Raw genomic sequence first — 20414 nt, forward strand, 5'->3', positions numbered from 1 at the left:
TCAAACCGACCAGGAGCGAAAGCCATGCACCTAGCCCACTCTTCCGTCCGGCGCCGGCTTCTCACCGCGAGTCTCGCTCTCTTCGGTCTTCTGGTCTTCGGCGAAATGCTGGCTGCCCAGTCGCCCTTCGGCGAGGTGGTGAACGTGCGGGTGGTCAACGTCGAGGTGGTGGTGACGGATGGTCAGGGAGTGCGGGTGACCGGCCTCGGGCCGGAGGACTTCCGTCTGCGGGTGGACGGCGAAGACCGGGCGATCGACTACTTTTCGGAGATTCGCGGCGGCGAGCTGGTGCCCCGCCAGGAGAGCGCCGGGAAAACGCCCGAGGGTGCGGGTCCTCGGCCCGCCGCCGACCCGCGCGGCGGCACCAGCTACCTGGTGTTCATCGATGAGGTCTTTTCACTGGCTTCGGATCGCGATCGGGTGCTGCGGGAACTGGTGGAACAACTACCGCAGCTCAGCCCGGACGATCGTATGGCGGTGGTGGCCTACAACTCCGGCGGCCTGGAGATGCTGACGAGTTGGACCGAGTCCGGGCGGGAGCTGGAGCGGGTGTTCAAAGGGGCGATGCTGCGCAGTTCGAGCGCTGGCCCTTTGCGCTCTCAGGTGCGGGCGGCGGATCGCGATGAGCTGGATCTCGACTCGGTGGCGACGGCCGGCGACGAGCCGGACTTTCTGGGCGCCGTGCCGCCGGGGGTCGAAACGGTGCAGGGTCTCGACCTCGAAGACGAGGCCATCGGCGAGCGCTGGTCGGTGGAGGTGGACAAGGCGGTGAGCGCCGCCAGCACCACCCTGCGGGCCTTCGCCCGGCCGCCGGGCCGCAAGGTGATGCTGCTGCTCTCCGGCGGTTGGCCCTTCTCTCTGTCCAACTGGATCGCCGGCCGCTCCACACCGGGCTTCCGCTCGCCTCGGCTGGCCGACGGCTTCGAGCTCTACAGCCCCTTGACGGACACCGCCAACCGCCTCGGCTACACCCTCTATCCGGTGGACATGCCGGGATTGCCGGCGGTCGATTTGATGGGCGATGCGGCGGTCGATCGCCTCGCCATCGAGCGGCGGCGGGAAATCGAGATCCACGCCACCCTCGACTATCTGGCACAGGAGACCGGCGGCCGGCCGCTGATCGACGGCGATCGCGAAGCCGCCCTCGAACGGGTAGTGGAGGACACCCGCAGCTACTACTGGCTGGGTTTTACCGTCGACCCGCAGGAGACCCTCGATCGGCAGAAGATCCGCGTGCGCCTCCATCGAAAGGGTTTGGAGGCTCGGGCGCGGCGCAATTTCCAACCGCTGACCCGGGAGCAGGAAGAGAGCTTGCAGGTGGAGAGCGCCCTGCGCTTCGGCGATCCTCCCCGGGAGGCGCCGTTGACCGTCGCCTTGGGCGAACCGGAGCGCGCCGGCCGGCGCCGCATGGAGGTGCCGGTGCAGGTGGCGATTCCCCTGGACATGGTGACTTTCGTGCCCACCGCCGACGGCGTCGAAGGGCGCTTAGAGCTGCGGATCGCCGCCCAGGACGAGGGCGGCGACCTGTCGGACATTCCCATCCTGGGCATTCCGGTGCGGCTTCCCCAGGCGCCGGAGGCCGGCAAGTATGCCCGCTTCGACACCAGCGTGACCCTGCGGCGGGAAAAGAATCGCCTGATTTTCTCCCTGACGGATCCCCCGACCGGCCGTACTGCTTCCGCCCGGATGGACGTCGAGCCGTAGCTCCGGAGAAGATGACGGCGCGCAAGAGGCGCGCCCCTTGCATCCAGGCTCACTAGGAGAAATTCGCCCGGCGTCCGCCGGGCTGCCGCTATAATCCCGGAGCTGACCTTGAGGGACGGAGGAACCATCCAGTGAACACAACTCGAACCCTCGCCATCGCCGGACTTTTCGTCTGCGTTGGCGTGCTCTTCGGTTCGTCCGGCTTCGGTGCCAAAGCCGCCGCGGCGCAGGACAAAGTGACCGCCCAGGATCGCCTGAAGCAGTTGCGCGAACGGGCCCTGGCGGCCGATGCAGAAGACGAGGCCGCCGGCGATCTCGATCTGTTCGTCGACGTCGTCAACGTCAACGTCGTCAACGTCGAGGTCTATGTCACCGACAAGAAGGGCAACCGCATCAACGGCCTGACGCGCGACGACTTCGAAGTCTTCGAAGACGGCAAGCAAGTGCAGATCAGCAACTTTTACGCGGTGGAGGGCGGCCGCCCGGTGGCCGGCGACATCCCGGAGATCGTGCCGCCGTCGGAAGCTCCGGAGGCCATTCAGGCTCCGCCGACGGAAGGGCCGCAACTGCCGCCGGACCAGCAATTGTCGCTGATCATTTACATCGACAACTTCAATATTCGCCCGCCCAACCGCAACCGGGCGCTGCGCGACATCCGCACCTTCCTGCTGCAGAACGTGCAGCCGGGCGACCAGGTGATGCTGGTCAGCTACGAGCGTTCGATCAAGATTCGCCGACCCTTCACCACCGATCCGCAGGTGGTGGCCTCGGCCCTGACGGAACTGGAGCGGCTCACCGGATACGCAGACCAGCGTGACTACGACCGCCGCGACACCCTCGACCGCATCGAGGACGCCCGCTCGCCGTCCGAAGCTCTCACCTGGGCGCGGTCCTACGCCGAGCAGCGGCAGAACGATATGCGCTTCACCATCAACGCTTTGAAGGAGATGGTCAGCTCGTTGGCCGGTTTGCCCGGCCGCAAGGCGATTCTCTACGTCAGCGACGGTATTCCGATGGTCGCCGGTCAGGATCTCTTCCACGCCGTCGACGGCCTCCACGGCAGCCAGTCCGGAGCGATCACCGAAGCCTTTGGCTACGACACGTCGTCGAAGTTCCGGGAGTTGGCGGCGCAGGCCAACGCCAGCCGCATCACCTTCTACACCCTCGATGCGGCGGGTCTGCGGGTGTCGAACGCCATTTCGGCGGAGAATTCCCGCTCCGAGCCCCTCGGCATCGAGTCCATCAATACCAGCAACTTGCAGAGCCCGCTGCGCTACGTGGCGGAGACCACCGGCGGCTTTGCGATCATCAATCGCAATCGCTTCGACGGCATGCTCGAACGGGTGGCGATGGACTTCACCACTTTCTATTCCCTGGGCTACCGGGCGCCGGAGACCCGCCGCGGCCGGTACCACCGGATCGAAGTCAAGCTGAAGGACAAGAAGGGCCGCGTGGTGCGCCACCGCGAGGGCTACCGCGACAAAACCGTCGAGGCGCGCATGACCGACGGCGCCATGTCGGTGCTGCACTTCAACTTCGAGCGCAACCCCCTGGGAACGAGGCTCGAGTTCGGATCCGAGCGGCAGCGCGATCGGCGGTTCTACGAAGTGCCGGTGAAGGTGCGGATCCCGATCGGCGAGTTGGTCCTGATCCCGCGCGAAGAGACCCACGAGTCGCGGGTGCGACTGTATATCGCCGCGATGGACACCGACGGTGGTACATCGCCGGTGCAGCAGCAGGTGGTGCCGATCAGCATTCCCTCCGACGAGATCGAGCAGGCCAAGGCCCAGGACTACGTCTACACCCTCAGTCTGCTGATGCGCGAGGGCGACCACAAGGTGGCGGTGGGCGTGCGGGACGAAGTTGCGTCCGTCGAGAGTTTCGTTTTGGGCTCCGTGCGGGTGGGTGGCTAGGCCGATTCGATGAAAGCCTGGATCGAAATGTTCCGCGCCTTGGGGAACGCTCTCTTCGAGCTGCTGGCGGCGGAGCTGGCGGCGTTGGGCGGGGAGATGGCGAAGTCCGGCCGGGGCTTTGCGATCGCTCTGGGGTTCTTCGGAGCGGCGGTCATCGTCGCCTTCTGGACCTTCGGTGTCTTCACCTATGCCTTGATCCAGATTGTGGCCCTGGCGCTGCCTTTGTGGGGTGCCGCTTTGACGGTGACCGGCACCCTGGTCCTGGTGATGGCGATTCTGGTGGCCATCGGGGTGTACAAAGTCAAGAAGCTGGAGAGTCCCGGCGTCACCGCCCAAAGGCGAGTGGCGGACATGCGCGACTGGTGGAACCACCAGCTGCTGCCGGAGGTCGACCGGCCTGTCCTCGATGAGGGTGGCAAGAAGGGCGAGGAGGCACCGTGATGGACCGAGAGCAGAGGGTGATGGAGAGCCGCCAACGGGTAGAGGACCGGCTGGCGGAAGTGCAGGAGGCTTTCCGTTCGGAGCTGGGCATTATCGCGCCGGAGCGCCGCGCTTGGCGCCTCGGCCTGGTGGCCGCCGCCGCCGGCCTCGCCATCGCCATCGGCCTCAAGCGGCGCCGCAAGCAGCGGAGCCGATAGAAAACGCCAGTAGAACGGTTTCCTCCACAGCGGCAAGGGCGTCACGTCCGCCGCCGTCAGTCCGCCAGGATCGTCACCTCCACCGGCTCGCCGCGCCGCACGCCCCACGCCGGCGCCAGAGGTTCACCGTTGTAGGCGAGCTCCAGAGTCCCCAGCGAACCCGGCAGCAAGGCAGCCTGTCCTGCCGGAATCTCTTCGTAGTGACCCGCTCGAACCTCGATTCGGTGCCGTAACTGGCCGCTGCCCACGGTGGTGCGGCAGGCGCCGTTTCCGATCCATTCGCTCGGCAGGTTGGTCACCAGATTTCCGTAGTGATCGATGTGGGCCACCGACCCTTCGAGGCGGCTGCCGGCTCGCCCCGGCGGACCGTGGAGGACCGGCTCCGGCTCCGTCAGCAACACCGGATCCGTCACCTCGGGACCGAGGTTTGGGAGGGATTCCCCGTCGGCCAGCGCCGCCGCGGCGGGAGCGAAACGATCCCGGCCGGCGAAGGTGCGGCCGGCGGTGAGGGCGGAGTCCCCGTTCGGGTCTCCATCGAGGTACAGGTCCGGCCGCTCGATGGCGTGCACCGCGGCATCCGCCGCGGTCCGCAGAACCCAGCTCAGAAGCCCGTTGTCCGGGGCGACAAAGCGATGGCCCCGGACCTCCGCCGCCACCATGCGCCGGCGCGAGCCGACTCCCGGGTCGACCACTGCCAGGTGCACCGTACCGTCCGGGAACCAGCGCCAGGCAGCGCCCAGCAGCCAGCCGGCGCCGGCGATGTCGCCGGCGGCCACCTGGTGGGAGACATCCACCAGCACCGCTCCCGGCGCCCGCTGGAGGAGCACCCCTTTCATCGCCGCCAGGTAGTAGTCGCGGTCGCCGAAGTCCGTCAACAAGGTGATCACCGGCATCCCTCGATGATAGCGGGATCACGCCGCAGAGGCGGGTAGAATCCCGCTCATGGAGACCCTCGTGTTGTTCACCAAACCGGCGGTGCCGGGGCAGGTCAAGACCCGCCTGATCGGCGCTCTGACGGCGGAGCAGGCGGCCGAGCTGCACCAGACCTTCCTCGACGACATGGTCGAGCGCCTGGGCGCGGAGGGCGCGGAGTTCGACACCCGCATCGCCTGGGCGTTGGCCGCGGAGGAGCCGGTTCCCGCGGGCCCCTGGCCGGGGGAACGGCAGCGGGGGGCGGATCTCGGAGAACGCCTGTTCAACAGCCTGTCGCGGGCCGCCTCCCACAGTCGGCGGGTGGCCGCCGTCGGCAGTGATCACCCGGCCCTGGCGCGGCGGGATGTCGAAACCGCCTTCGCGGCCCTCGACGCCGCCGATGTCGTCCTCGGTCCCGCCACCGACGGTGGCTACTACCTGGTGGCGGTGCGCGCCGCAGCCCTCGACCGCCGGCTGTTCGAAGACATCCCCTGGAGCACCGGCGGCGTGTTCGAGGCCACCCGCGCCCGCTGCCGGCAACTGGGCCTTCGCCTCGCCGCGCTCGATTGTGGTTCCGATGTGGATACGGCGGAGGATCTGCGCCGGCTCGCCCACGCCTTGGCCGCCGGCACCGTGGAGTGCCCGCGTACCGAAGCTCTGCTCACCTCCTGGGGCGGGTGGCTGCCGTCATGAGACGCCGATGAGACCGAGGAGAAAGGTGATGCGATGAAGGTGTTGACGGCCGAAACGATGGCCGCCGTGGACCGGCGGGCGATCGAAGAGATCGGCCTGCCCGGCGCAGTGCTGATGGAGAACGCCGCCATCGGCCTGGCGGACGCCATCGGGGAGCGGTTTCCGGGCGCCGAAGCGGTGGCGATCTTCTGCGGCCCCGGCAACAACGGCGGCGACGGCCTGGCCCTCGGGCGCCACTTGGCGATCCGCGGCTATCGCCTCGCCCTCTGTTTGTGGACCGGCGGTCGAGAACTCGCCGGCGACGCGGCGATGCAGCACGCCGTCTGCTCGCGCCAAGGGCTCAACGTACGGCGGATCGCATCCGACGACGATGCTTCCCGGGCCCTCGCCGAAGCGGCGACCTGCGACCTGGTGGTGGATGCTCTCTTCGGTACCGGCCTGTCGCGCCCCCTCGAGGGCTTGCCGGCGACGCTGGTGCGGGGCATCAACCACCTGCCGTCGCCGCGCTTGGCGGTGGATTTGCCGAGCGGCCTCAACGGCGGCCGCCACCAGGTCTTCGGGCCGGCGGTGCGGGCCGAGGTGACCGTGGCCTTGGGCGCCCTCAAGGTGCCCCATGTCCTAGAGCCGGCGGCCGAGCGGGTGGGGGAGGTGGTGCTGGCGGACCTGGGGATTCCGCCGGCCTTGCTCGCCGAGGCGCCGTCGGAACTCGAGCTGCTGACCGCCGACGATCTCGCCCCGAGCCTCGCGCCGCGCCGGCCGGAAAGCCACAAGGGGACCTACGGCCACGTCCTGATCGTCGCCGGCTCGCCGGGCAAGGCCGGTGCGGCGGTGCTGGCGGCTCGCGCGGCGGTGCGCGGCGGCGCCGGCCTGGTGACCGTGGCGGTGCCGCGGGAGCTTCTGACGGCGGTGGATCTCGGTTCCGTCGAGTCGATGACCTTGCCGCTCCATTCGACCCCCATCGGCGAACTGTCGCCGCAAGGTGCCGAGGCGGTGCTCGAAGCCTGCCGGGACCGCGACCTGCTGGCGCTGGGTCCGGGACTCGGTACGACCCTCGGCGAAGGCGGCGAGGCGCTGGCCGCGACGGTTCGCCGCATTGCCCTCGCGGTGCCGCTGCCGCTGGTGCTCGACGCCGACGGCCTCAACGCCTTCGCCGGCCGCTGCGAGGAACTGGCCGCCCGCTCCCTTCCCACGGTACTCACACCCCATCCCGGTGAGCTGGGGCGGCTGCTCGGAATCTCGACCGCCGAGGTGCAGGAGGATCGGCCAGCGGCGGCCCGCCGGGTGGCGGAGGCGAGCGGAGCGCTGGTGGTGCTCAAGGGGCACCGCACGCTGATCGCTAACCCTGACGGCGCTCTCGCCGTCTGCTCCGCCGGCAATCCCGGTATGGCGACGGGCGGCACCGGCGATGTGCTCACCGGCCTGCTCGCTGCCTTGCTGGCGCACCGGGAGGGAGAGGGGGATGATCCCTTTGCCGCCGACCCGGGCCTTTCGCGCCGGGTAGCCCTCGCCGTATACCTGCACGCCCTCGCCGGCGACGAGGCGGCGGCACGGCGCGGTGAAGCGAGCCTGGCGGCGGGCGACTTGGTGGAAACCCTGCCGGCGGCCTGGAAGGCGCTGGAGGATGGGCGGTGACCGGCGAAGAGGGGGAACCGCGCGCCGCGGAGACACCATGGACCGGCCTCGACGGCCCGCCCTGGACGACCCGCGACGAGGCTGAGACGCGCGCCCTCGGCACCCGCCTGGCGGCGCATCTGGCGCCGGATTCGATTCTTCTGCTCAGCGGCGAGATGGGCGCCGGCAAGACCGTCCTCACCCAGGGCATCGCCGCCGGCCTGGGTATCGATCCGGCGGAGGTGCAGTCCCCCACGTATACTCTGGTCCGCGAACACCGCGGCGACGGCGGCGATCTGATCCATCTCGATCTCTACCGGCTCGAACCCTCAGAGGTTGCCGACCTGGGCCTCGAAGAAGTGCTCGACGGACCCGGAGTGAAGGTGGTGGAGTGGCCGGATCGCCTGCCGTGGCCGATTCCCGGCGCGCTCCGCCTCCGCCTCGAACGGCGGGCCGGCGGTGGGCGCAGGATCCAGTAAATTTCCGATGAAGTAGAAGATTCCATCCGATCGCAACAGACGTTCCGGCCGCTCGTCGGCCGGACAGGAGGATTGCAGGGAATGAAGATCAAGAAAGTGGGTGTGCTGGGCTGTGGCTTGATGGGCGCCGGCATCGCCGAGGTGGCCGCGCGCTCGGGCTACGAAACGGTGGTGCGGGAGCTTTCCGAGAACGTGCTCGACAAGGGTTTGGGGCGGATTCACAAGTCCCTCGATCGGGCTGTCGCCAAGGGCAAGATGGAAGAGGGCGACCGCGACGCCACCCTCGGTCGCCTCTCGGGCACCGTCGAGCTGGCCGATCTGGCGGACTGCGATGTGGTGGTCGAGGCGATCATCGAGAACCTCGAGGAGAAAAAGAAAACCCTCGCCGCCCTCGACAAAGAGGTCAAGGAGGGCGCCGTGTTCGGCAGCAACACTTCCTCCCTGACGGTCACTCAGCTCGCCATGGCGACGGAGCGGCCGGATCGGGTGGTGGGCCTCCATTTCTTCAATCCGGTGCCGGTGATGAAGCTGTGCGAAGTGGTGCGCACCATTGTCACCTCGGACGACGCCTTCGATACGGCTTTCGAGTTCATTCGCTCCCTGGGCAAGGAACCGATCGCCTGCAGGGACAACTCGGGCTTCATCGTCAACCGCCTGCTGGTGCCGTACCTGCTCGACGCCATCCGCGCCCTCGAAGAAGGCGTCGGCAGCGTCGAGGACATCGACAAGGGCATGCAGCTCGGCACCGGCTACCCGATGGGGCCGTTCACGCTGCTCGATTTCGTCGGCCTGGACACCACCTACTACATCGCGGAGATCATGTTCGACGAGTACCGCGAGAGGCGCTTCGCGCCGCCGCCGCTCCTCAAGCAAATGGTGCAGGCCGGCCGCTTCGGCCGCAAGAGCGGCCGTGGCTTCTACGATTATTCCGGCGGCTGACGTCGAGCGGTGGTAAGCTTCGCGGTTCCGGGGCTCCCAGGAATTGTTTCCAGGCGGGAGCCCCGACCGCACTGAGATGAAGCCACCGCTGAGGTCCCACTCCCCATGATCCAGGCCACGCTGGCCGAAGAAGGGCTCGATGCCATCTTCGGTACGCGGGACGACAATCTGCGCCGCATCGAGCGCGCGTTCAACGTCCAGCTCGGCGCCCGCGGCGCCCAGATCAACATCTCCGGCGATTCCGACCGGGTCGAGCAGGTCGAGCATCTGCTGCGCGAGCTCTCCACCCTGACGGAGCGCGGATTCCGCCTGCGGCCGACGGACGTCCATACCGCTATCCGGGTGGTGCAGGAGGATCCGTCGGCCTCGTTGGTGGGTTTCTTCCTGCCGGAGGGTCCGGTCGCATCGGTGCGCCGCATGGTCACCCCCCGCAGCCTGCGGCAGATGCGCTATCTGCAGGCGATGGCGGATCACGACCTGGTGATTTCCATCGGTCCGGCGGGTACCGGCAAGACCTATTTGGCGGTGGCGATGGCCGCCGCCGCGCTGCTTGAAAAGAAGGTGCGCCGGATCGTGCTGGCGCGGCCGGCGGTGGAGGCCGGCGAAAAGCTAGGATTCTTGCCCGGCGACCTGGCGGACAAGGTCAACCCGTACCTGCGACCTCTCTACGACGCCCTCTACGACATCATCGGTTTCGAAAAGGTCAGCCGGATGCTCGAGCGCAGCGTCATCGAGGTGGCGCCCATCGCTTTCATGCGCGGCCGCACCCTGAACGAGAGCTTCATCATTCTGGATGAGGCCCAGAACACCACCACCGAGCAGATGAAGATGTTCCTGACCCGCATCGGCTACGGCTCGAAGGCGGTGATCAACGGTGACGTGACCCAGGTGGATCTGCCGTCCGGCCGCATGTCCGGCCTGCGGGAAGCGGAGATCGTGCTGTCGAGCATCCCCGGCATCGAGTTTTTTCGCTTCGATAAGCGGGATGTCGTGCGGCATCCGCTGGTGCAGAAGATCGTCACCGCCTACGACCGCTTCGATCGCCGGCGGGAGGAGGAGCCGATCCCGGATTCGGAAGAACCTCCGGCGCCGGCTCCCGCCACCCATTCCGAGGATCGTTGATCACCATCGTGGCTTCCAAACCCACCAGCGCCACCACCCCGCTCGCCGCGACCCGCAGTCTGCGGCCGGGCACCGGGCGCAACGGCAAGGGCCGCAACGGCAGCGGCCGCAACGGCCGCAATGGCCGGCCCCGGGGAGTCAAGGGCTGGCTGAATGCGTCGCGCCGGCTGTGGTTCCAGGCCCTCGAAATGCCGGCGCTATGGACCCTGTTGGCGGTCGCCGTTCTGGCGCCGCTGTTGATGCCTCAGGGCTTGTTGTTCACTCCTCGGGTGGAGGCCGGCGCCGTCGCCCAACGCGATTTTGTGGCGCCAAAGGACCTGGAAATCCTGGACAGCCGGGCGACGGCCGAAAAACGCCAGCGAGCGCGCGAGGAAGTCCTGGCGGTCTATGACTTCGATCCCCGTCTGCGGCAAGAGCTGGACCTGCAGTTCACGGAGCTGTTCGATCTCGGCCGCCGGGAGGAACCGGCGCCGATCCCGGAGGAACTGCGCGCCGCGACGGACCTGCGCCTCGGAAGCCCGCAAATGGACCTGCTGGTCGGGCAAGGATTCTCGGCGGATCTGGAAGATCGCATCCGCAGCCTCGTCGGCCAGGCCCACCGCCGCAAGATTGTCAGCAACAAGGCGCGGCTGCTCGATCACTCGGTGGACGGCATCGTGCTGCGCGATATCGCCGCCGGCACCGAGCAGGTCGAGCGCAACCTGTTCGTCTCCCTCGGTTACCCGGACGAGCTGCGGGAGTTCCTCGAAGCCCAGGTGCGCAACTGGCCGGGCCTTTCCGGCGCCGAACGGCGCGTTCTCGGCAAGCTCCTGCTGGAGAACCTCGCCCCCAATCTACAGCGCAATCGCCTCGAGACCCAGCGCCGGCAGGGGGCCGCGGAAGAAGAGGTCGAGCCCCTCTTTACCCGCGTGCGGCGGGGGCAGGTGATCGTCCGGCGGGGCGATGCCGTCAGCCCTCCGCAGGCGGAGGCCATCGCCAGCCTCTCCGGCAGCAAGTCCATGGTCGACCGCATGCTGCCGGTGACCGGCACGGTGTTCTTGGTCGCCCTGGCGGTGCTGCTGCTGTGGCTCGGCTTGCGCCGCGAGCGGGTGGCCGGCCACAGCCGCGAGCGGGTGTTCAACGAAGTGTTATTGACCCTGGTGCTGTCGCTCCTCGGCGCCAAGTTCGCGTTCGTCGTCGCCAAGGCGCTGGGCTCCACCATCGAGCGGGCGCCCTTCGACTCCGCCGAGAGCTACATCTTCGCCATCCCGTTCGCCGCCGCCTCGCTGATCGCCGGTCTGCTCTTCGGCCGGCCCATCGCGCTGCTGTCGGCGGTGGTGTTCTCGGTGTTGGTCAGCCGCCTCGCCCTCGGCGAGCCGATCGCGGTGGTGGTGTACAGCTTGGCCGGTTCCTTCGCCGCCATCTTCGGTCTGGAGCAAATCCAGATCAAGCAGCGCTTGGTGATGATCCGCATCGGCCTGTTGGTGAGCGCCGTCAGTGTGGTGACGGTCCTGCTGCTGCACGCCCTGTCGGATTCGCCGGTGACCGCCGGTGAGCTGGCCTTCCGGGCCGCCTGCGCGGTGGGCGGTGGGATGATCGTGACGGCGGTGGCGAGCTTCGCCATCCCGATTCTCGAGTCGATGCTCGGCATCACCACGGACATCAAGCTGATCGAGCTGTCGAACACCAACCTGCCGATCCTGCGGCGCCTGGCCTTCGAAGCACCGGGCACCTTCCAGCACTCGCTGATGGTGGCCAACCTCGCCAAGGTCGGCTGCGAGGCGGTGCGGGCCGACGCCACCTTGGCCTACACCGGCGGCTTGTACCACGACATCGGCAAAGTCCTGCGGCCGGAATACTTCGTGGAGAACCAGCGGCCGGGCCACAACCGTCACGACAAGCTGTCGCCCTCGATGAGCGCCCTGATTCTGATCAACCACGTCAAGGAAGGGGTTGAACTGGCCCGCGAACAGCACCTGCCGCAGGCCATCATCGACGCCATCGAGCAGCACCACGGCACCCGGCTGATCAAGTTCTTCTACAACCGGGCGGTCGAACGCTGCGATCCGGAGACCGGCGAGGTGAACGAAGCCAAGTACCGTTACCCCGGCCCCAAGCCTCAGGACAAAGTGATGGGCGTGCTGATGCTCGCCGATGCCGTCGAGGCAGCCAGCCGCACGCTGATCGATCCCAGTCCGGCGAAGGTGCGCTCCCTGATCCGCACCCTGACGGACGATGCCCTAGCGGACGGCCAGCTCGACCACACGGATCTCACCCTGGCGGACCTTCATCTGGTCACCGAGGCATTCCAGCGGGTGTTGACCAACATCTTTCACCGCCGGGTGGACTACCCGGGCTTCGATTTCAATGCGCCGCCCAAACAGGAGCGCCGCGCCAGCGAGGCGCGGGCCTCTTGACCACCCGCGGCAAGCCGGAAATCGTGTTGCTCAACCCCAACGGCTATCCGGAGGCATCGGCCCGCCGGCTTCGCCCATGGCTCGAAGCGCTGGTCGGCGAGCTGGCGCCGGCCGCTGGCGGCTTGTCCGTACGCTTTGCCGGCGATCGCCTGCTGCGCCGGGTCAATCGCGAATTTCGCCGGCGGGATCGGCCGACGGACGTGCTGTCCTTCCCGGGCGAAGATTGCGTCGACGGCCCTTACCTCGGGGACGTGCTGATCTCGGTACCCACCGCCCGCCGCCAGGCGGCGCGCCAGGGCCACTCGGTGGAGCGGGAATTGCGCATTCTCCTGCTGCACGGCCTGCTGCACTGCCTGGGGCACGATCACGAGACCGACGACGGCGAGATGGACCGCCTGGAGAAGCGAATCCGGGCACAGTGGTTGGAGGCGCCGGTCGCCGACCGGTCCGCGGGCCGCCAGCCCGCTGGCGATCATTCCGCTGCCGATCATCGGGGATCCGCCGCATGACCTCCTGGAGCGCTGGAGTGATGGCCTCCCTGTGGATCGCCGCGGCGGTGGCGGTGCAGCTCGCCGTGTCGGCGGTGTCCGCCCTGCTGGAGCGCAGCGGCCCGGTTCGGCTGCGCCTGTGGGCGGAGGAGGACGCCGGCCACCTGCAGGCGCTGCACGACCGGCGCGAGCGCTTCAATGCCTTCCGTTTGGTGTTGAGCTTCCTTGCCAAGGCGGCTCCCGTCGGGGTGTTCATGGTGGTCCTTGATGGTGCCCTGCGCATGAATCTGCCGGCCGCAACGGCGGTTCTGGTAGCGACCGCCTGCACCCTTTTGGCGCTGATGCTGTCGGAGGTGATCAACCGCCTGATGGTCGATCACGTCGCCGAGGCCGCCCTCCGACGGTCCACCGGCATCGCCCGGTTCTTCTACTTCATCACCCTGCCGCTGGTCTTGCTCTTCCAGCCGTTGATGCGCCGCCCGCAGGATCCGCCGGTGGAGGATGACGAAGCTTCGGACAGCGAGATCGAGGCCTTCATCGACTTCGGCAAGCGCGAGGGCATCCTCGAACCGGAAGAAGAAAAGATGGTGTGGGGCATCGTCGATCTGAACGACACCCAGACCAAGAGCGTGATGACGCCGCGCATCGACATCACCTGCGCGTCGGCGGATCTCGATCTATCCGAATTGGCGGAGCTGTTCTTGACTTCTGGCCACTCGCGGATTCCCCTGTATCGGGAGTCCATCGACCATATCGTGGGCATTCTGCACATTCGCGATGCGCTGCGGGGAGTGCTCTCCGGTGAGATGCCGCCGGCGATCTCTCTGGCCAAGCCGCCGTTCATCGTGCCGGAAACCAAGCGCCTCGACGAGTTGCTCAAGGAGATGCAGGCCGGTTATCAGCAGGTCGCCATCGTGGTGGACGAGTACGGCGGCACCGCCGGGCTGGTCACGGTGGAGGATTTGCTCGAAGAGATCGTCGGCGAAATTGTGGACGAGCACGAGGTGCTTCAACCGCCGGTCAACGAATCGTTGCCCGACGGCAGTTGGCGTTTCGACGGGCGCACTCACATTGAAGAGATGTCTTCGCTGGTCGGGGTCGATTTCGGCGAGGTGCCCTTCGAGACCGTGGGCGGGCTGGTGCTGAGCGTCCACGGCGACGTTCCGGAAGAAGGTCAGGTGGTCGAAACGTCGGGCCTGATGTTGACCGTGGAGCGGGTGGACGAACGCCGCATTCAAGCCGTGCGGGTAGAGAATGTCGTAGAAGAGGTGGAGGCGAAGGATGGTTGACGCGGCGCATGAACACCCGGTCGGCGGGAGGCAGGCCGGAGTGGGGGAGGTCGGCAAGAAGGCGGGGACGGTGGCGTTGATCGGGCGCCCGAACTCCGGCAAGTCCACCCTGATGAACCACCTCCTCCAGGAGAAGGTGGCGATCGTCTCGGACAAGCCCCAGACCACCCGCCACCGGTTGATCGGCATCCTCAACGAGGCGCGCGGCCAGATCGTCTTTCACGACACCCCCGGCATCCACAAGCCCCTCCACCGGATGAATCGCCAGATGGTCAACCTGGCGGTCGACGCGCTGAACGGCGCCGACGTGGTGTGCCTGCTGGTCGACGCCTCGACCGGCCATGGCTCCGGCGAAAGCCACCTGATCGACATGGTGCTCAAGTCGAGCAGCCCAAAGGTGGTGGTGCTCAACAAGATCGATCTGGTCAACAAGGGGAAGCTGCTGCCGCGCATGGAGCTCTATGGCCAGCCGGATGGCGAGCGTACCGGTGACCTCGAAGAGCCCCGGACGTTCGACGAGATCGTGCCGATCAGTGCCGCTACCGGCGACGGCACGGACCTCCTCCTCGACATCCTCTTCCGTCTGCTGCCCGAGGGGGAACCGCTCTACGATCCGCAAACTCTCACCCTGCATCCGGACCGCTTTCTGGTTGCCGAGCGCATTCGCGAGAAAGTCCTCGCCAACACCCGCGACGAGCTGCCCTTCACCACCGCGGTGATGCTCGACGCCTGGGAGGAGCCGGGGCCGGGGCTGGTGCGGATCTACGCCTCCATCCTGGTCGAGCGTTCGGGACAGAAGAAAATCCTCATCGGCAAGCGCGGCAGCATGATCAAGAAGATCGGCACCGAGGCCCGTAAGGATCTCGAACAGCTCCTCGGCCGCCGCGTCTACCTCGACCTGCAGGTCAAACACGAGCCCAACTGGCGCGAGAATCGCCGCATTCTCGGCGAGCTGGACCGCGACCTGTGGGGGCGGATGGACGACTAGCGGATGGACGACTAGCGGTATTGCTCGACGGGCTTCGCCCGCCGGGTTCTAAGCAGGGGCCGACAAGGGTACCGGCACTCTGCAATCGAATTCCCCCGACGGTGCCCTGCAGCAACTTTTTTGCAAGCGTAGAAATGTGAATCTGTTCAATTTCTCCTCCGATCTCGCTTAGACGAGTACGGGGCGGTTTCGCCTCGGTGACCTTGGAGGATTGACCATGAAGAGATGCACCCTGGCCCTCGCGGCCTTCGTAGTACTGCTCCCGGCAACGCAGCACGACCTGCGAGCGACGGACGGCGACGGTCGCGCCGATCAACTGCAGATCGAACAGCACGTTCCGGTGCCCAAGAACCGTGGCGTGATCTACGGCGATGCCTTCGGCGAATCGCTGGCCGAGGACGGCCGCGCTTCGATGAAGGCCGTGGCGGGCGTGTCCTTGAGCCTGACCGGCCCCGGCGTGCCGCGCGGCACGAATTCCAACGTTGGCGGACGCTTCCGCTTTGGTGACCTGGACCGTGGAACCTACAAACTCACCGCAACGGACGGCGACGGTCGCAGCTATTCGGTCGATGTCGAGGTGCTTCCCGGCGTCGCCACGCGCGTCAACTGGCTGATCGATCCGCGCAAGGACAACGGCGTCTACCCCTCCTGGGCGTCCGTGGCGGTGGACGACGGAGCACCGAACGCCGACTTCGACGGCAACGGCTTCGTCGGATTGAGCGATCTCGATCTGGTGCGCGCCAACCAGGGCCTCGATCCGGAGAAAGCCACCGGTGACCTGAATGGCGACGGCGTCATCAATCAGCGCGATGTGCAGGCCTTGAAAAAGGTCTTCGGTCGAGCGGTGATTCGAGTGCCGGCCCTAGTGCAGGCGCAGGTCACCCCGGGCGGCAGCACCGCGGACCTCGGCAACGGTTCCGCCTCGGTGGTGTCCGGCGAGGGATACACCAAGGGCACCCTCACCCGCACCGCCAACCCCGGGGTGGTTCGCTTCACCGTGCTCGAAGACCGCGGCAAGGCCTATTCGCCGGAACTGGGGGAGTTCACTTTCACCGAGAACAAGGACAACCCCACCTGGGTCGAAGTGGACCTCAATACCGGACTCGTGCTGGATGGCGAGATGACCCTGCTGTTCAACGACGGTCCCTTCTTGGACGGCGCTTCGGCGACGGCCGAGATCGATAGCGGAGCGGTCGCCCTGGCGGCCGGCGGATTCTGCGCCTACCGCATGGTGCAGGTCGAAGGCGTTGTGAGGGCGGAGTTCGCTCCGTTCCTGGCGGCGGAGACGACCTTCGCAATGGACAAGGGCGACGAGAAGAAGGAGGATGTCGCCTGCGCCACGGTGGCTGCGCCGGTCGGCGATCCGCTGTGTGCCCAGGGCGGCACCAAGTGTGCGGACGACGGTGCCGACTGTGCCTCCGGCGGTGCCTGCCGCACCTGCAAGAACATCGTCACCGGCGACGCCGGCGGCGTCCGTTGCCAAGGCTGCTCCTGCTTCCCCTAGCTGGGCAGAGCGAGTCATGGGGTTCGACGAAGGGCACCCAGGGCGGAACCGGAGTCGGGCGATCGTCGTCGGCTCCGGTCCCGCCGGCTTGCTGGCGGCTCTCGCCCTGCGCGAGACCTTCCGGCAGGTGTGCGTGATCCACCGCGGCGCCTCGCCGGTCGCAGCTCCCCTCTCTCGACGTGACCCTGGCCGTGCGGTGTCGAACGATGCTGCCTTGCTCTTGCTGGCGCCCGGCAGCGAAGCGTTGGAAGACTTGTCGCCCGGCGCCGTCGATGATCTCCTGGAAGCCGGGGCGGTTTCCTTCGAAGCCGGCGCGGGCTTTCGCTGGCGCAGCCGAGGGTTGGAAGCGGGAGGCGCTCCGAACGGGCTGGAAACGCTCTCCGCGAGCCGGTGCTTGGTGCGTTCGGTGTTGGCGCGTCGCCTGGAGAAGCTCGGTGGCGTGCGATGGGTTTCCCGCGCCGAGGTGATCGGTCTCGACGTCGCCGAAGGCACCCAAGAAGTGCGGGGTGTGTTCTATCGCCGCCTCGACGGTGCCGACGAAGTCCAGTGGCGGGGGAGCGGATTGGTGGTGGACTCCTCCGGCCGGTCCGAGGCGGTGGAAGGTTGGTTGCGGCGGTCCGGTTTCCCGCTGCCGCCTCGGTGCACCTGGGGAAGTGTCCGGGTGGGCTTGCGCAGCGTTTGCCGGTGGCCGGGAGGCCTCGGCGAGCCTCGCCACACCTGGCTGGTCGAGGACGGCGCCGTTTCGGCCTCGCTCCAGCCGGTCGAGGAGGGTCGCTGGGTGGCGACGATCAGCCGGCCGGCGCACCTGCCGGCTGCCGCTTCGTCGGTGGTGAAGGAGTTGGCTTCGGTCTGCGAGACCTTGGGCGCGCCGAAGGAGGTTCTCCTCCCTCCCCCGCGATGGCGGCGGGAGCAGGATTCCACGCCGGGTCGGTTTCTGGCCTTCGGAGATGCGCGGATTTCGTTCGACCCGGTGTTCGGTATGGGCTGGACGCTGGCGGCTCGCAGTGCCCGGCGGTTGGCGCACCATCTGCGGCAGGATCCTTCCCTCGCTCATCTCCGGCGCTGGCAACGGAAGATGCGGCCGGAGCTGCGCCGTGCCTGGTGGGTGCAGCGCTGGCGTCGCCGACTCTCGGGAGTGAAGGGAGCACCCTTTGCCGATCCCTTCCCCAAAGGGCGCTGGGCGCAATCCCGGTTGTTGCGGGTGTTGAATCTGGTGGATTCCCCGAGCCGGCTACTGGCGCCCGGGTTGTGGCACGGCTTGCTGCCCGCTCGCCCCACGGCGCGGTCTGCGGACCGGCCGGTGGTGGGCGCCGCTACGATGGGCTGAGGGCTCTCTCCAGGAGCGCGCGGGTGAGCGCCGGATTGGCGGCACCGCCGGTTTTCTGCATCACCTGACCGATGAAGAAACCGAAGAGCGCCGTCTTGCCGGCGCGGTACTCCGCCACTTCTTTGGGGTGAGCAGCGAGGACTTCGTCGACCACCTTCCCCAGAGTTCCTTCGTCGGCGATCTGCCCGAGGCCCTTGGTCTCGATGATCGCGTCCGGGCGGCCCTCGCCGGCGGCCATCGCCGCAAAGACCTCCTTGGCGGCCCGGCCGCTCAAGGTGGAATCCTCGATGCGCGCCACCAGTTCGCCGATTTCGGCGCCGCCGAAGGGCAGGTCCTCTTCGCCTCGCTCCTTCACCACCCGCAGCGCTTCGTTGACGATCCAGTTGGCGATCGGTAGCGGTGCGTCGTGGGCGGCGATCGCCCGTTCGAACAGGCGGCCGGCGATCGGTTCGGCGGTCAGCACCTCGGCGATGCCGTCGGGCAGTCCGAAGGCGCGCCGGTAGCGCTCGAGGGCGGCGCGCTGTTCGTCGGACCACACCCGCTCGACCGGTGGTGCCGGGGCCGTCGGCGGCTTTCTCTCTTCCTTCGAGGTTCTCTCCGTCGCCTGCGGCGCAGCCGTCTTCTTGGCCCAGGAGTCGCGCAGCGAGACGATGCGGTTGAACACCCGGCGTTCGTCGGTGGTGCTCTCCGGCTCGAGGTAGAAGTAGCCGTGGCGCTCGAACTGGAAGCGCTCGCCGGGCTCCGCCGTCGCCAGGCTGGGCTCGGCCTTCGCCCGGTCGTGCACCACCAGCGAGTGGGGATTGAGATAGGCCTTGAAATCCTCCTCCGCCAGATCCGGCCGCTCGATGGTGAACAGGCGATCGTAAAGGCGCACCTCGATGCCCTGGGCATGGTGGGCCGACACCCAGTGGATGGTGCCCTTGACCTTGCGGCCGTCCGGCGCGGCACCGCCGCGGGTTGCCGGATCGTAGGTGCAGCGCAGCTCAACCACCTCGCCCGTCTCGGGGTCTTTCACCACCTCTTCGCAGCGGATGAAGTAGGCATAGCGCAACCGCACCTCGCGGCCCGGAGCCAGCCGGTGGAAGCCCTTCGGTGGGTCCTCGGCGAAGTCCGTTCGCTCGATCCACAGCTCGCGGGAGAAGGGGAGGGGGCGCGTTTCGTCGCCGGGCACATCATGCGGAAAGTAGGGCGCTTCGAGTGCCTCTTCGCCCTCTTCCGGGTAGTTGACGATCACCACCCGCAGGGGATCGAGGACCGTCAGCACCCGCTTGACCTTGGGGTTGAGGTCGTCGCGAATGGCGTGTTCGAGCTGCGCCACGTCCACCGTGCTGTTGCTCTTGGCAACGCCGATGCGGTCGCAAAAGGCGCGGATCGCTTCCGGCGTGTAGCCGCGCCTCCGGTAGCCGGAGAGGGTGGGCATGCGGGGATCATCCCAGCCCTCTACGTAGCCGCCCTGCACCAGTTCGAGAAGCTTGCGCTTGGACAGCACCGTGAAGCTGATGTTGAGGCGCGCGAACTCGATCTGCACCGGCCGGTAGGTGGTTTGCACATGATCGAGAACCCAGTCGTAGATGTCGCGGTTGTTCTCGAACTCCAGGGTGCACAACGAGTGGGTGATGCCCTCCTGTTCGTCGGACAGGCAGTGTGCAAAGTCGTACATCGGGTAGATCGGCCAGGCGTCGCCGGTGCGGTAGTGGTCCACATGGCGAATGCGATAGAGCAGCGGATCGCGCATTTTCATATTGGCCGACGCCATGTCGATCTTCGCCCGCACGGTGTAGGTACCGTCCGCAAATTCGCCGGCGCGCATGCGCTCGAGAAGGTCGAGATTCTCGGCCACCGGGCGGTCGCGATCCGGGCTGTTGCGGCCCGCTTCGGTCACCGTGCCGCGATAGGCCCGGATCTCTTCCTCGCTCAGGCTGCAGACGTAGGCGAGGCCCCGCTCGATCAAATAGACGGCGTGGCGATAGAAGATCTCGAAGTAGTCCGAGGCGAAGAACCTTCGCTCCTCCCAGTCGAAGCCCAGCCAGCGGATGTCCCGCTGAATGGACTCGACGTATTCCGGGTCCTCCGTCGAGGGATTGGTGTCGTCGAAGCGCAGGTGGCACACGGCGCCGGGAAACTCCCCAGCGATGCCGAAGTTCAGGCAGATCGACTTGGCGTGCCCGATGTGAAGATAGCCGTTCGGCTCCGGCGGAAAGCGGGTGACCACCCGGCCGTCGTTTTTGCCGGCGACGAGGTCGTCGCGGATCAAAGTGCGAATGAAATCCGTCGGTTCGGAAGCGGGGTTGTCGCGCTGGCTCAAGGGTCAAGCTCCTAAAGTGAAAAGCCCCGCCGAAACGGGGCTCCTCAAGACTAGCGCACTGGGGCGGTGCTGACCATCGGGACCCCACGGAATCCGGCAATCAGGC

Annotated in this window: 17 protein-coding genes; 15 read left to right on the forward strand and 2 right to left on the reverse strand. The window is 67.4% G+C overall.

The window, feature by feature from the left end; genetic code table 11:
- The first annotated feature begins 24 nt into the window (after positions 1–24).
- From AAF481_02710 to AAF481_02725, 4 genes are all read left to right on the forward strand, one after another.
- Positions 25–1704 (forward strand): VWA domain-containing protein, encoded by a 1680-nt coding sequence (locus AAF481_02710; GenBank protein ID MEM7480061.1) that lies wholly within the window; start codon positions 25–27, stop codon positions 1702–1704.
- A gap of 131 nt (positions 1705–1835) precedes the next feature.
- Complete coding sequence (locus AAF481_02715; GenBank protein MEM7480062.1) at positions 1836–3617, forward strand: VWA domain-containing protein; 1782 nt, start codon at positions 1836–1838, stop codon at positions 3615–3617.
- A 9-nt stretch (positions 3618–3626) separates the two neighbouring features.
- A complete protein-coding gene (locus tag AAF481_02720) occupies positions 3627–4058 on the forward strand; it encodes a phage holin family protein (protein ID MEM7480063.1) in 432 nt (143 codons plus the stop codon).
- Complete coding sequence (locus AAF481_02725; GenBank protein MEM7480064.1) at positions 4058–4255, forward strand: hypothetical protein; 198 nt, start codon at positions 4058–4060, stop codon at positions 4253–4255. The genes AAF481_02720 and AAF481_02725 overlap by 1 nt, the downstream gene beginning before the upstream one ends.
- Before the next feature lie 56 nt (positions 4256–4311).
- Here the strand turns inward: AAF481_02725 and AAF481_02730 are convergent, their stop codons facing one another.
- Positions 4312–5142, reverse strand: a complete 831-nt coding sequence (locus AAF481_02730; protein MEM7480065.1) for an SAM-dependent chlorinase/fluorinase — start codon at positions 5140–5142, stop codon at positions 4312–4314.
- Between the two features lie 55 nt (positions 5143–5197).
- Here AAF481_02730 and AAF481_02735 point away from each other — a divergent pair, with 55 nt between their 5' ends.
- The 11 genes from AAF481_02735 (at position 5198) to AAF481_02785 (ending at position 18003) form a co-directional block, all read left to right on the forward strand.
- Complete coding sequence (locus AAF481_02735; GenBank protein ID MEM7480066.1) at positions 5198–5860, forward strand: TIGR04282 family arsenosugar biosynthesis glycosyltransferase; 663 nt, start codon at positions 5198–5200, stop codon at positions 5858–5860.
- 33 nt (positions 5861–5893) lie between these two features.
- Positions 5894–7492 (forward strand): NAD(P)H-hydrate dehydratase, encoded by a 1599-nt coding sequence (locus AAF481_02740; protein ID MEM7480067.1) that lies wholly within the window; start codon positions 5894–5896, stop codon positions 7490–7492.
- Positions 7489–7950, forward strand: coding sequence for a tRNA (adenosine(37)-N6)-threonylcarbamoyltransferase complex ATPase subunit type 1 TsaE (tsaE, locus tag AAF481_02745; GenBank protein ID MEM7480068.1), 462 nt, complete (start codon positions 7489–7491; stop codon positions 7948–7950). Before AAF481_02740 ends, tsaE begins: the two co-directional genes overlap by 4 nt.
- Before the next feature lie 81 nt (positions 7951–8031).
- Entirely contained in the window at positions 8032–8889 is an 858-nt protein-coding gene (locus tag AAF481_02750; GenBank protein MEM7480069.1) for a 3-hydroxybutyryl-CoA dehydrogenase, read from the forward strand.
- A 105-nt stretch (positions 8890–8994) separates the two neighbouring features.
- The gene (locus AAF481_02755; protein ID MEM7480070.1) at positions 8995–10011 is read left to right on the forward strand and encodes a PhoH family protein; all 1017 of its coding nucleotides are present in this window, start codon (positions 8995–8997) and stop codon (positions 10009–10011) included.
- Positions 10012–10019: 8 nt separating this feature from the next.
- Positions 10020–12407 carry an HDIG domain-containing metalloprotein gene (locus tag AAF481_02760; protein ID MEM7480071.1) on the forward strand — a complete coding sequence of 796 codons (2388 nt, stop codon included), beginning with the start codon at positions 10020–10022 and terminating at the stop codon, positions 12405–12407.
- A complete protein-coding gene (gene ybeY / locus AAF481_02765; GenBank protein MEM7480072.1) occupies positions 12404–12916 on the forward strand; it encodes an rRNA maturation RNase YbeY in 513 nt (170 codons plus the stop codon). Before AAF481_02760 ends, ybeY begins: the two co-directional genes overlap by 4 nt.
- Positions 12913–14184, forward strand: coding sequence for a hemolysin family protein (locus AAF481_02770; protein ID MEM7480073.1), 1272 nt, complete (start codon positions 12913–12915; stop codon positions 14182–14184). The genes ybeY and AAF481_02770 overlap by 4 nt, the downstream gene beginning before the upstream one ends.
- Positions 14177–15172, forward strand: coding sequence for a GTPase Era (gene era / locus AAF481_02775; GenBank protein MEM7480074.1), 996 nt, complete (start codon positions 14177–14179; stop codon positions 15170–15172). Before AAF481_02770 ends, era begins: the two co-directional genes overlap by 8 nt.
- A 217-nt stretch (positions 15173–15389) precedes the next feature.
- Positions 15390–16676: a hypothetical protein gene (locus AAF481_02780; GenBank protein ID MEM7480075.1), complete on the forward strand. Its 1287-nt coding sequence runs from the start codon at positions 15390–15392 to the stop codon at positions 16674–16676.
- Positions 16677–16692: 16 nt separating this feature from the next.
- Complete coding sequence (locus AAF481_02785; GenBank protein MEM7480076.1) at positions 16693–18003, forward strand: hypothetical protein; 1311 nt, start codon at positions 16693–16695, stop codon at positions 18001–18003.
- Here the strand turns inward: AAF481_02785 and AAF481_02790 are convergent.
- On the reverse strand, positions 17990–20308 hold the full coding sequence (locus AAF481_02790) for a glutamine--tRNA ligase/YqeY domain fusion protein (GenBank protein MEM7480077.1): 2319 nt from the start codon (positions 20306–20308) through the stop codon (positions 17990–17992). The genes AAF481_02785 and AAF481_02790 overlap by 14 nt on opposite strands.
- Positions 20309–20414 lie beyond the last annotated feature (106 nt).

The sequence above is a fragment of the Acidobacteriota bacterium genome, from assembly GCA_039030395.1.
In the GTDB taxonomy this organism is placed as follows: domain Bacteria; phylum Acidobacteriota; class Thermoanaerobaculia; order Multivoradales; family JBCCEF01; genus JBCCEF01.

What these genes read in the sequence shown, in the direction of transcription:
- AAF481_02710 (MEM7480061.1), top strand. Translation starts at nt 25, where the DNA reads ATGCACCTAGCCCACTCTTCCGTCCGGCGCCGGCTTCTCACCGCGAGT.
- AAF481_02720 (MEM7480063.1), top strand. Translation starts at nt 3,627, where the DNA reads ATGAAAGCCTGGATCGAAATGTTCCGCGCCTTGGGGAACGCTCTCTTC.
- AAF481_02725 (MEM7480064.1), top strand. Translation starts at nt 4,058, where the DNA reads ATGGACCGAGAGCAGAGGGTGATGGAGAGCCGCCAACGGGTAGAGGAC.
- AAF481_02735 (MEM7480066.1), top strand. Translation starts at nt 5,198, where the DNA reads ATGGAGACCCTCGTGTTGTTCACCAAACCGGCGGTGCCGGGGCAGGTC.
- AAF481_02740 (MEM7480067.1), top strand. Translation starts at nt 5,894, where the DNA reads ATGAAGGTGTTGACGGCCGAAACGATGGCCGCCGTGGACCGGCGGGCG.
- AAF481_02750 (MEM7480069.1), top strand. Translation starts at nt 8,032, where the DNA reads ATGAAGATCAAGAAAGTGGGTGTGCTGGGCTGTGGCTTGATGGGCGCC.
- AAF481_02755 (MEM7480070.1), top strand. Translation starts at nt 8,995, where the DNA reads ATGATCCAGGCCACGCTGGCCGAAGAAGGGCTCGATGCCATCTTCGGT.
- AAF481_02770 (MEM7480073.1), top strand. Translation starts at nt 12,913, where the DNA reads ATGACCTCCTGGAGCGCTGGAGTGATGGCCTCCCTGTGGATCGCCGCG.
- era (MEM7480074.1), top strand. Translation starts at nt 14,177, where the DNA reads ATGGTTGACGCGGCGCATGAACACCCGGTCGGCGGGAGGCAGGCCGGA.
- AAF481_02780 (MEM7480075.1), top strand. Translation starts at nt 15,390, where the DNA reads ATGAAGAGATGCACCCTGGCCCTCGCGGCCTTCGTAGTACTGCTCCCG.
- AAF481_02785 (MEM7480076.1), top strand. Translation starts at nt 16,693, where the DNA reads ATGGGGTTCGACGAAGGGCACCCAGGGCGGAACCGGAGTCGGGCGATC.